The following is an 11,625-nucleotide window of genomic DNA, read 5'->3' as shown; positions in this document are numbered from 1 at the left end:
ATTAATTCAATTTGATATTGGAATCAATGAAAGAAGAATGATGCAATGCAAGAAGCATTGTCATGGCAGTTTCCTTTGCGAGAATGGCTGCCGATGGTGCCTAGCTGTTGAAGAATACGATAATAAGCAGGAGATGTATATTGGAATCCTTGATCTAAGTGGATGATGATTCCATACACATCTCTTTTTTGTTGCTAAATCTAATGTTTTTAGAACAAGTTGTAAATCATTTCGATGTGAGAGTTTCCAAGCAATGATTTCATTATTGTAAAGGTCTTGAACGACCGATAAATAGAGAAATTTATCTTTGAATGGCCAATAAGTGATATCTGTGACAAACACATCTTTTTGAATTTTCAGAATTCATTCTCTGCTATATTAGGGAAAATCCTTGAGGATTCCCCTTAAAAAAGCTTTACTTTTTACGGATGATCGATTGAATGTGAAGCTCTCGCATAAGGCTATATACTTTTTTGTGGGTCACGAAAAATCCATTCTCTCGTAAGGCGATTGTCATGCGAGGATAACCGTATTCCTTGTGTTTTATGTGAATTGCTTGAATCTGTTCACGCAATGTATTATCCTTTGAAAGGCGTAATTACCTTTGATTACATATTGAACACCACTTATAGTAGCTAGAGCGATTTAACTACGCAATAATGACAAATAAGGCTACTTTGTACTGAGAACGTAGTTCTTCAATAATCTCGTACTTAGCCGTTTGAGCAAGAACACCACCTATAGATTTGGATACTTCTTTTTTAAGTAAGCCACTTACGCCTTGTAGTATTCCCATTCTTCTATACCTATCGAACTTCGTATGAGAATGACCTTTCAAAAGGTTTTTTTAGCCGTTATTACCATCATTTTTCCCCCGCAAGTCTGAACTATCGCCTGTTTCTTGATATTTCCAGAACCAATTCATTAACTGCGTTCTACTTCTAAGCTTATATTTCTTCGCTTTAGCTGATTAGCTACCCTCACCATTTAAATAACTTTTTACAACTTGTATCTTTAATTCATCTGAATAAGTTTGAAATTTATCCTCTTTTTTAACCATGATAAAATCCCCTCCAAGTAAAAGTGTAACATCCATGTGTATTCATGGTCTTTTTACACTGTCTACCTAAAGGGGATAATAATATCAATACGCCTTGGTCTATTCTTTCAACTTAAAGCAAAACCCTGTATTACAGCCTTTCGTACGAACAGAACAAATAGGTATTTGTGATTTCACCAACATCCATTGGGAATCTGAACACACCTAGTTCCTGATAATCGGACGTACTAAGTGCCTCGAAGTCAACTTCCAGTACACCATGGAAAAGCCCCGGCCAATTTGCATCGGCTACACAAGAAATACTGTGTACATTGCAGTCACATTTCTCTTCCTTTATCTGACCAACGCGCTGTCCGACCAGAAATTCGACGATATGGTGTGCGCTAGGGTCAGCTCCGGGTGCTTCAAAGAGAATTTCGATTCGTGTTACACCAATCTTTTTGTTTCCGGTCAGGTACGGGAACATACTCCTGCTCAGTTGAATGCCTAATTGCTTAGTGGCCGGATAATTAGGCATGGCACCAGTAAACACATGCCATGCTTCCGGAAATTCGCGCTTGACATCGAAGAAACGTACGCCCGCCCCCGGCAGATTTTGCTGCGCACATTCGTTAGCGGCTTTGCGAAGGTTCTCTCCACCCTCGCGAGCGGTAAAGTTCAGATGTAGAATCACGTCGCTCAATGTCTCCATGTCGAACTGGTTGTTCTCTAACGGGAGTTCTATCCGCCAACGGCTTACTGCACCGGAAAACTCAAATGGCAGGTAACGCTCATCTCGGAAGTTAAGTTCAAACATTCCAGAGTCATTCTGTCCACTTGAGGTTGCAATTGCCTCAGTGGCAGCATAAGTAGAAACTATGCGAGTGTCTTCGGGCATCACTTGATAGCCGTTTTTCCAGCGCTCATCGTGACAACAGGTGTGTGGCGGATCTACGAGTCGCGGGTCTACGCGAGTTTTGCTGCTTAACAAAGTCAGGCGGCAGTGTACCCCGGTGTATGGCCCTACCATACACGGAATCGTCATCGTCACGTTCTTGATGCGCCGCATATAGTGACCCGGATAATCAAAATCAAACATCCATTCCGGTATGTCAATCTCACAATAGCCGGTGGTTTGTAATTGCAGGAAGGCCATTGGAAAATGCAAGCGCAGGGAAATATGCTTGGTCAGTTCATACTCACGGACATTTTCATCATAATAGGCTTTTTCCATGTGCCGTAGTGCCAATTGTAGCCTTTCACCAGCTAGGATCCCCTCGTGGAGGTTATCCCAAATCTCTGCCGGGATGAACTGCCGAGCAGTATGGCCACGCTCGAAGTTGAAGGCACGTTGGGCTTGATGGGCGTAATGCAGCGCTATTTCGTACATTTGATAGTACATTGCTGCGGTTTCCTGTTGCATCCAAAGATAAAGTTCGTGGTTCGTGAACTTATCGCGTAGGAAGTCGTGCACCTCAGCAGCATTTTCAATTTGCTGCTGGTGATTGTTCAATTCTCGCAGTGCAATACTGCTGCGGCGCTTGGCAGCCAGGATCTGCCTTTCTATTTGTTCGATTTCGATGGTGAGTACATCTACCTGGTGTGACCATTCTTGTTTACGGCGTTCCCAACCAGCATTTGTTAGTCCCAAGGATGCTTCCGTATTTCGAATATCCGCTATTGTATTGAAAATCCTTCCGAGCGCAGAAAAAATCCTGCTCATTTTAGTTCCTGGAGGAAGGTGGATAAAATTAACCATTCCTACATACGGGTCAGGGATCAAATCCATCGCATAACCTGTCCCTTCTGAAACGTTGCCCTCAGCTCTATACGTGGTGGAACTCTTGGTAAGCGGTTCATGTTGTGCTTCCCCGCTAATCAATCCATTTGCAATCAGTTTTTGATAATATTGAAGACGCGTCTGTGCAATCTGCTTTGTTTTTTGCAATGCCTGTACTTGCCAATCCGCCTCGCGCCACTGATTTTGACGCACTTCTAAGACTAAGTTAAGCAACTGTTGTTCATGCATGGTGCGTATGGTAGACAAATACTCTGCATCGCCTTTTTCATAACCGGCTAACAAAGCACTACCAAATGCACGGACATCGCCCGCTAGTTCCTGCGCTTTTTGCACTAAGACCATGTAGCGATAGGGACTTTGTGATAAGCACCAGGCGCCTTCGTCAGTACAAACCTCATTCGTGTTTTTCCAACAATCGCGAATACCGCTATTCCCAAAGTACGGCATATCTAGGTTCGGACGGCCGTTCTTCAGTCGCTTAGCGTTCAGACAGGAATGAATCAAAGACAGGCGATCGTTGACGCTAGTATATAAACACATCAGTCGCGGATTGATAGGGGCACAGTCGGGCTCGAAGTCTGTAACAGTAGATGCTTTTGAATCTTCATCTTTCGATAATACTGTAATCGGCGTATCTCCCAAAATCTTAGCAGCTGTGTCAAAAATCAAGCGAGCTTGTTGAAAATCCTCCGGCGTGTTTTTCCGCATCAAAGCATCGCCCCATTGCAGTTGGGTATCTAAGTAGTGCATTAGAATTGCACGCTCTTTTATTACCTCCGCATCAGAGACACGGGTACTGGCGCAGCAACATGCTTTTTCTGAATGAGGCGCCGCGGTTTCAACCGGAAAACCCTCTGAACTACGTATTGATATTCCAGGTTCTTGCTGTACTGGCGGACAGATGAGCCAAGTATTATCATTCACCAATGGGTTGTAAACCAATTCATACCACTTCAAAGCAGCCTCAAAACGGCAATGTGCCCGCAAATGTCCGGCCACGGCAATGGCTGGACTAAACAGCGAAGGCGGCAATAATGGCGTGCCGGGATCGAACCAGGCAAAAAAAGGGAATGCTGCTAATTCGCCTACTGGGGGCGTGATAGGGATTACCAGCGGAGCCGGCAGCGTAATTGCCTCATCGGTCGCAATGTCATATCGGAAACCAGGCGGTGGTGGTGGCGGTGAAACATAACCTGCCGGTACTTCACCCCCTGTTATTTCGAAATGCAGCGAGTCGCCTCTACGACCTAAGAAAACCAATTCCGGTGTTGAGCCCGCAGTGACCTGCACACCTTCGTACGATTTCTGCGGTTGCTGGAATTCGCCATTATGCAATCGGCACCAGCGTAAATGTACCATTGGCTTTGGTACCCAATGCAACATCTCTGGTAATTTTTCTGGTTTGTACCAGTCCGTTTGCGGGTCATTGGGACTAGCGCCCCATTCGGCAACCTGTTCTTTTTGGTTGTAGTAGCGTGACTCCTCTATCCAAAAATAGTATTCGTCCATCAGAGCTGGATGTGTCTTACCACATACGTTGCAGCAAGCGGACGATTCAGATGAATTGCACTTTGATTCAAACGTGGTTGTGGCCGGCGGTATGCCCGCGGCTGCCACCCGGTAAAATTTCGTGCCTAAACGGACAGTCGCCTGAAGCCACATCGGCAGGTCCGTTACTTTCCATGTTTGCCCCGCAAGTGTGACCAAATTAATAGAAGGATTTGGATTGTCATCCCTTACTTCAATGGAGTCATCACCTCCTGGATTATTGTTTTCACAACGCAAGGGCGCCAACCAGGTTGGGCGCGCATGACGGTCTGGCGTGCCCATTAAACCCAATCCTTCCGGTACAGGATCTAGGAACTGAATCGTCGATGGCTCTCGATGTTGGAGAGGTGTTATCCCCGGATGGGCGGGTGGGCGTAATCCATTCCAATAAGTTAGACCTCCAGGAACCGGCATAGTCAGCGTGGCACTACGTAGTTCAGACTCCAAAAATTGGAAAGCCTCCGTTCGTTTCGCTTTTTGCCATTCGTCCCATTCTACCCAATTTTCCCGATAAATGTCCCGTCGTTTACAGGTTTCCCAAATGCAATAGGTTGCAAAGTGCCGATCCCATGCAAGTATGAAATCCTGTGATACAACGAACGCGGGCTCCAACCCAAGTCGAGCGCGTTGAATAAACAATTGAACTGCACTGATTGCTTCCTCAATGCGACTTGCTTTCTGGCAAATACCGACTTCCACATCCATCAGGAGCAATTCACTCAAGTGCTTCACTTCCGTAGCAAAACCGCCCCAAGGGAGCAGCACACGGTCCATATGCGTCAGGTAGGCCACCAACGCCGCCCGCCCTCGTTCACGAAGACCATCATTTAGGCGTTTAATCTCTTCGTAGCGGCGCGGTTCGCCATTTTCTATGCATCCCTCTCGGTAGAATCGAGCTAGGTTGAGATTGCCAGATTCAGTTTTGTTAAAAGCAGTCTCAGGAACTGCGGGATCATCGGAGGCCCATAGGTCCGGTCGCGCTTCCCATATCTCTTTTTCGGAAAAATGCTTTTGCAGAGAGCGAATCCATTTCTCCGACTGCCAAACACGTACGGCCCAACGATCGTCTTCTAAGTCCACGGATTTGACTTCATAAGCCGCATAATATTGCAACACCAAGGTGTCGTGCCGTAAATCGATGCCGAGATGACGAACCAATTGGGCCGGCTTGTCTTCGTGCAATTCAGCGGATTCATGGAATAGCAGCCAGGCTGGTTGCTCTGGCGAACGTTGAGTTTCTTTCCGCATCACCGTATAATCAAAAAGGCGTTCCCACCAGTCGAACATCGCCTGCATCCGTTGGGGGGTTGGAGCCACCCGCAAGTCTTGCGCGGACGAGGGTGCTGTATAGTTATCTAATACCGGTAAAAAATTCAAGTCAAAATTAGCTTTATGTGTTATAAAAGAACTGCCGCTGCGATAATATGCCTGCCCTGCAAAATTAACCGGATGTGAGAGAATATAGCCCAATTCCGACTGCCCATCATCAGAAATCCGTTGTACCGAAAGTCGGAGACGGCTTGCTAACAGCATGGCTTTAAAAGCACGCTGATAAGTTCGCCGGATGTCTCGTACCGTACTGGTGAAATGCATCGTAAGAAAATCTTTTGCAGAACCGATAACATCAATTCCTAATTGCAATGTAGCGTCTTTCTTGTCTTGGAACAGTTTGTCATACGGCACAGTTAACCATTCCATTTCCGAATCTGTCCCTTTGTATTTAAGCTGGAATCCGGTGGTTTGCGGACAAACATCTTCCGGCCCGTCAAAGACCAAAGGCTTTCGTTCCAATTCAATGTCTAGTTCATAAAAACCTGTTTTCAGCGCAATTGGCTTCGTACATGCCTCTGGGGCTTCTTCGTTCGGCCAGTCATGACTGAGCAACACCCAGGTCTTTTGACCACGTTTGAGAATAACACGCCAACGGTGCGATTGCTCGGCTTTTTTAAAATCAGGCATCTGTCCCGTCGGGGTAGGTGCGCCAGTGCTAAACTCATATTGACCTTCATTTTCAATCAACAAAAGTCCCTTCCAACGAAGTGTAAACGGTTCCGCTCCGCCTAACATCTTTCCATCTGCATTCGCCATCGCAAAACCGTTTCGCACCGCAGCAAAACGCAGTTGTTCAGGTGTAAATGAAAATCCCATGGCAGGCACGATAACCGGAATCGGCGCATTCCAGGCGTTTTCCTCCGTCCCAAAAGCATCTAAGCCGCCGCGCACTTCGCGCCACTGCAACGTCTTCTCTGCATCAAAATACTCCGCTAGCATGCCCGTTCCGGTAAGACCTAACAGAGCAGCAAGTGCTCCTCCTTTTGGTTGAGACTGCCAAGTTACCGAGGGTGACTGGCCGTTGTCATTTTCCCAGGACGAAGTGGCTCTGTTCTCATCTGCCCACAGATTTTTTAATAACAGTTTGGCAAGTTGGCTACCTTCCGGATTGGAATTGCCGGTAGCATCAGCTATATGGAGAGCTAAGTGTTCGGCGACGATTTGGCACCGTTGGTAGAAAAGGGCAAACTGCTGCTGGAACCATGCCCAGCGTTTAGCCTCTTCCGTCTCCTGTATTAGGCGTTCTTCCGCCTCACCGAAATTATTGAAAAGGAAAGCAAAATTGGCTAAATCGATACGGGGTAAGAAATAGAGGTCACGTACGGCCCCTTGCTCCTTCGGATTTTTGAGTTGGCGGATACGGCTGATTTTAGTCAAAACCGCTTCATCAGAAAGCGGAACTTCCGTCCACAGTTCCTGCGCAGACGCATCGTAATGGAAAGGACCGTCCGGTGGTGTATTCCACATTAGCTCGGAAGTCGGCGTCGAAATAGGAAGCTTAACCCTATATTGTCTTTGTGCTGAACTTACAGAAATCCCGTTATCTTCCAGTACCGAAGGGAAGAAATGTTGCCCTAGCGAAAGCCACTTGTTGCTTGCGGGCTGTAGCGTATAACCAAATTCCTCCCGAAGGACGGTCTCCATACGCATCCAAGTCCATTTTTTCGAGGCTTCCGCATTCACATTGACAGCCAAAAGCTTTTTGCGCAAAGTCCAAAGCGAATTCCGGTCTTCATCATCCGGCAGGCCCAGCGGGGAATCTTTCGCTTCGTTGGCCGTTTGTAAAGGAAAAGGATCGTCGCCCTGCAAATGCTCCTCGTTAGTGAAAAGAAAAAGCAGTTCACCTACTTTAAATTCGGATGCATAGATTTTAACCAGAATTTCAGCAAAACGCAGCGTGTGCGTTGGGTGCGCATGCCAGCTGTCGATAGGGTTACTCGGATTGAAACCGGCCAGTACCGAAAGCGGGTTCAGATTGGCAATCAATAATTTGAGAAACTCCGGCTCACGGCATCGACAATTATGAATATGAATGGCATATTGCTGTATCTGATGAAGCAGGTGTTCTAACGCCCAGTTCCACTTCGTTGCCCCTTTCACCCAGAATGCGAGCAAATGGAGTCTTTCTGCCCCGGTTTCACCTGCATGAGGTTTTGTGCCATCAGTGAGTGACAAATGAAAATCGTCCCGGAACATTTGAAAAGCTGCCAGCTGACGGATAAAGTCTGGGTTAATAGATGGACCTTGGAACAGTTCTAACTCCTTGCAAATGTCACGTAACTCCGTGAACGTGTAACGGGCGTTCGGCACTGATTGCATTTTGCGCCAAATCCGGATAAATACAGCCAGCTGTTTTAGAGCTTCCGCTGGATTTGCAGGATCTTCAAACTCAATCACGTATTCATCCAAACAACAAGGTTCGCAATCCGGGAATCCCTTTTCCCGACTCCCTTTCAAGCTAAATTTAACAAACTCAGATTTCCATAACTCGATAAATTCACAGTATGACAGACACGTACGCTTGAGAAATTCAGCCACGTGGACAATAACATTCGTCCACAATATCCCATTGGGTTTATCTGATTTAAATCCATACAATTTGTACAGATTCTTACTTGAGATGTTTTTTTGGAACAAAAATTGATACTCTTCCGGAGTTATGCCAAGATACTCAATCGCAGTTTCGATGCGAACCGGGTAACGCCATAAATGGCTCTGGAATTTCGCAGGCTCCTTTGCCGGATCGAGGACGAATTCCGTAATCGCTTTTCGGAAGCGACGCATCGTAGCAAAGCGGCTCGTTCCTAGCTGTTTCAAATACGTTCGTACAACATCCAACGGCTGTGAATACGGAAGCCAACACGCGGTGAAGTCGTTCTTCAATATATCATAGGCAGTTTGCGCATCTGTAAGCACGGCGGGCGTAGAATGTTCAGGCAATGCTTCGAACAACGTCACCGGGTCATGTTGGAAAGCCCCGGTAGGACTGGTAGTTGTAGTCAGTTCATGATCCCCCACTTTATCTTGCGCTGTGTTGTAAACCATGCCAGATGCAGTGTTATTGGCAACTATGTACTCCAACGATTCATTGACGATATCTATTAATGGTAAAGGCACTGCCAAATTGGATTGTGTTGCCAACAGATTTCCCAATGGCCCCCGACGGCTTGCCAAGAACGTTGCTAAAGTTTTATTGACGTTTTTAGGTATCGGGTCTTTACAGGTCAAATCGATAGAAACCTTCAACAAATCGTGCAGATAAGCTATCGGCCCCAACGGTGACCGGTTCGCGGGCGGGATACAATTGATCAACGAGCCATCCGGGTTGATTGGTTTGAACCCGGACGGACCAGGTACAGGGCTGGGTTCGACCGCCCCAGAATTAGTCCAAATTTCTTTGGCGTAGTCGTAAGCCTTCGAACCGACCAATGCTTCTTTAAAATCTTCAAAAGTAAGACCTTTTATGCTTTTTGCATCAGTAAAACCTCGTGCCCAAAGCGCTTCCATGACAGAGAATTGCATGTCTACAGGAGTGATACCACTCGTCAGGTTGATGACACCCTGAATGCATTCCAGCCATTCGGTAAATTGCTGCTGTGCCACCAGATCACCGGGAAAAATGCCACTTAGGGTTTGTTCCAGTAAGATCGGGTCCCACCCGCTGAACAAAAATTTGCCGGGGTAATTTTTCAATAATCTATCTAATGGATTATCCGCGGGACGGTCCAGAGTAGGAGCGAAATCCATTTTCAAGGGAGCAGGTGCTTTGAATTCAATATCAAAGAACTTGCGCAAGTGGTTAATAAAGGCTTGTATCCGTTCTTGCCTCGTGCCGGGATTGGTGAACCCCGGGAGCGGATCCGGAATTGAAGCCGGGAGCGAATCCGGATACAATAAAGTCTCCCAATCACCGCTGTTTTTGGCAGCCAATCCTTTTACATCTTTTACTCCAAAAGCAAGGCTATTGATAGCGTTCATTAAAGGTACATGCCCTTTGGTAACCGTGAAAACTACCAAATCGAAATGTGCAGCGATATCGTTGAGAGATAAGCCCCCCCAAAATGAGTTTATATCTGCTCCGGTGAAATCTAACCAATTACTTACTAACCAATAAAACGGAGTTGCTGGAGTAACCTCGCCAATCGGTATGTCAGTATCGCCCACCGAACCTAAAGCTCGCAAGCGTCGCGCTGCCTGAAAGCGATTGACTCCTGTCGGCTCTTTTAGTACCTGATCATCGAGAGCTTGCTCGATATTGGCTACAATCTGCTCCTCGGGAATCAGTACGGTCATTTTAAAACGCTGCTCCCGCTTAACCTGTGATGACAGAACGGCTGTAAAGACATAAAAGTATGCTGCCGGAACCCAAAAAACAGGTTCCAATACTGTACCTGCACCTCTTAGAATTACTTTTGCCTCCCGGACAGGCGAGGCGAGGAACACCGGGAAGTAGTATCCTGCTTGTGTGGCTTTCTTGCTTTCTTCCTCGCACCATATAGCCGCCGAGAGAGAGAACACGAAATTAGCCAAACGCTCGGCTTCGCTATTGTGCTTGGCATAGTAGGCCAACAGTTCACCTTCGAAAATTTTTCGATCGCGCTCGGCTTCGTCGTTAGTGCCCTGAGGATCGGTGTACATCTCCTCTAACTTGCGGACTTCAGGTGTTCGTGGTGGTATGACGAACGACGGGAGTGGCGGTGTCGGCACTGGGAGTGGATAGGCCATTGGCACTGGGAGTGGATAGGCCATTGGGCCCCAAATGATTTCATAAGCAATATGACGGCACTTGTCACGGGTCAGGTTAGCAATATCTACTGTGCTGCCTGGTTCGGCTTTCAGCACGTTTTCCACGGCCGTTCGCAGGTTCTCAAAATTAGGTGCTGTGCCATCCTCTGGTAACGTGACGGTCGGGCTCAGTTGCTGCCCAGGAGAAGGCAAGGTCAAATATAAACTAGTAGTTTCAAGTGTTTGGAAATCGTTTGGATCCGATGGTATATTAGCAGACTGAAGCGGTACGTTATAATATTTTTGCTTATGCACAATATCGCCATTGTTACGCTCAATGACCAGACGTACATCGGCATTAAGATACTCCTCTCCAATCAGAGGATCAGGAATTTCGATGACCGCCGTGGCTACTGCGAAAAAATTCAGTTTATATTTTATTGGACCTGTTGATAGTACTTCAACGATTTCAAAGTGCTGGATAATCTGACTATTGTTTTGGTTAGGGCGTGCCCCCGCCTCGGTGGGAGACGGTAATAAAGGTACCGTTGGCTCGATATATTTAGCCGGCCCATATTCTTTAGACAGTCCCATGCTGGTTCCACTGCCATTGGGATCGTTGAACGACAATTCCACAGCTTTAATGGACAACGTTTTTAGGTATTGATCAAAACTTTCTCCATTAATTGTAGTTACGGCTTGAATTGGCTCTACCGGGTGAAGGCGAATAACAAGCAGTTTTGGCATATTTTCCTCCTTTTCCAAGCAACTTTTGCAAGTTACTCTTGTTTTCTGTGTTTTATATCAGGGTTGGTATATATGTACGGTCTAAACTTTTTATTACTCGCATACATGCATAGTTGTCTATAAGTACTTATGTCTTCTTCCCTTAAAAGATGATAAAGTCTCATAATTATTACCAATCCACCAAGAATATTATAACCAGAGAAAAATAACATATTCTCGAATTGGTTCTGGCTCTAAAATCCTAGGGATTCCTTGTTCGACATACAATTATCAAGAGAACAAGGAAAATCCCCCTAAGATGTGTAAATGAGAGACGTTTTGCAGATGGTTTTTCCTGGCCAACAGACCGACATCGAATTTCAGACGAACAAATTAAGGAGTGGTTGTCAGGACTGATTATTAGAGACGGTTTTGCCTATGGACACACAAAGCG

4 protein-coding genes are annotated in these 11,625 nt (G+C 46.3%); all 4 read right to left on the bottom strand.

Annotated features, from left to right (window positions below):
- Nucleotides 1–60 precede the first annotated feature (60 nt).
- The gene (locus DN399_RS28815) at nucleotides 61–342 is read right to left on the bottom strand and encodes a DDE-type integrase/transposase/recombinase (protein ID WP_481747808.1); all 282 of its coding nucleotides are present in this window, start codon (nucleotides 340–342) and stop codon (nucleotides 61–63) included.
- A gap of 73 nt (nucleotides 343–415) precedes the next feature.
- A complete protein-coding gene (locus tag DN399_RS28810; protein ID WP_149150172.1) occupies nucleotides 416–574 on the bottom strand; it encodes an IS3 family transposase in 159 nt (52 codons plus the stop codon).
- A gap of 75 nt (nucleotides 575–649) precedes the next feature.
- A complete protein-coding gene (locus tag DN399_RS28220) occupies nucleotides 650–796 on the bottom strand; it encodes a hypothetical protein (protein WP_179953543.1) in 147 nt (48 codons plus the stop codon).
- 394 nt (nucleotides 797–1,190) lie between these two features.
- Nucleotides 1,191–11,192, bottom strand: a complete 10,002-nt coding sequence (locus DN399_RS27480; protein ID WP_149150171.1) for a Tc toxin subunit A-related protein — start codon at nucleotides 11,190–11,192, stop codon at nucleotides 1,191–1,193.
- Nucleotides 11,193–11,625: the final 433 nt, after the last annotated feature.

The organism is Bacillus sp. AR4-2, from assembly GCF_008274865.1.
Classification (GTDB): Bacteria; Bacillota; Bacilli; order Bacillales; family Bacillaceae_G; genus Bacillus_A; species Bacillus_A cereus.
This window is presented reverse-complemented; position numbering and strand designations above follow the sequence as displayed.

Bases quoted from the DNA above. Each gene is read 5' to 3' on its own strand.
- DN399_RS28220 (WP_179953543.1), bottom strand. From the start codon at position 796: ATGGGAATACTACAAGGCGTAAGTGGCTTACTTAAAAAAGAAGTATCC.
- DN399_RS27480 (WP_149150171.1), bottom strand. From the start codon at position 11,192: ATGCCAAAACTGCTTGTTATTCGCCTTCACCCGGTAGAGCCAATTCAA.